The organism is Pseudoalteromonas sp. S3260, assembly GCF_005886925.1.
GTDB lineage: Bacteria > Pseudomonadota > Gammaproteobacteria > Enterobacterales > Alteromonadaceae > Pseudoalteromonas > Pseudoalteromonas tetraodonis.
On record NZ_PNCV01000309.1, the window covers coordinates 1 to 365 of the forward strand.

General features: G+C 45.8%; 1 pseudogene. It reads left to right on the forward strand.

Annotation, left to right across the window (positions count from 1 at the left end):
• Window positions 1-365 (forward strand): annotated as a pseudogene (gene gyrB, locus CWC14_RS18595) (DNA gyrase subunit B); the annotation flags it as partial.

Consider the following 365-nt stretch of genomic DNA (forward strand, 5'->3'; position numbering starts at 1 on the left):
TCACCCATGAGCGTGGAGATGGCATCAGCGTTGAAGTATCGATGCAGTGGAACGATGGCTTCCAAGAAAGTATTTTCTGCTTTACCAATAATATTCCTCAACGTGATGGTGGAACGCACTTAGCTGGTTTCCGTGCAGCGCTCACCCGTACATTGAATGGTTATATGGAGAAAGAAGGCCTTAACAAAAAAGCCAATGCGTCGACCAGTGGCGATGATGCCCGTGAAGGTCTAACCGCAGTTGTTAGCGTTAAAGTGCCAGATCCAAAGTTCTCATCGCAGACCAAAGATAAACTTGTTTCCAGCGAAGTAAAATCTGCTGTTGAGCAAGCAATGGCCGAAAAGTTAGGTGAATTCTTACTTGAG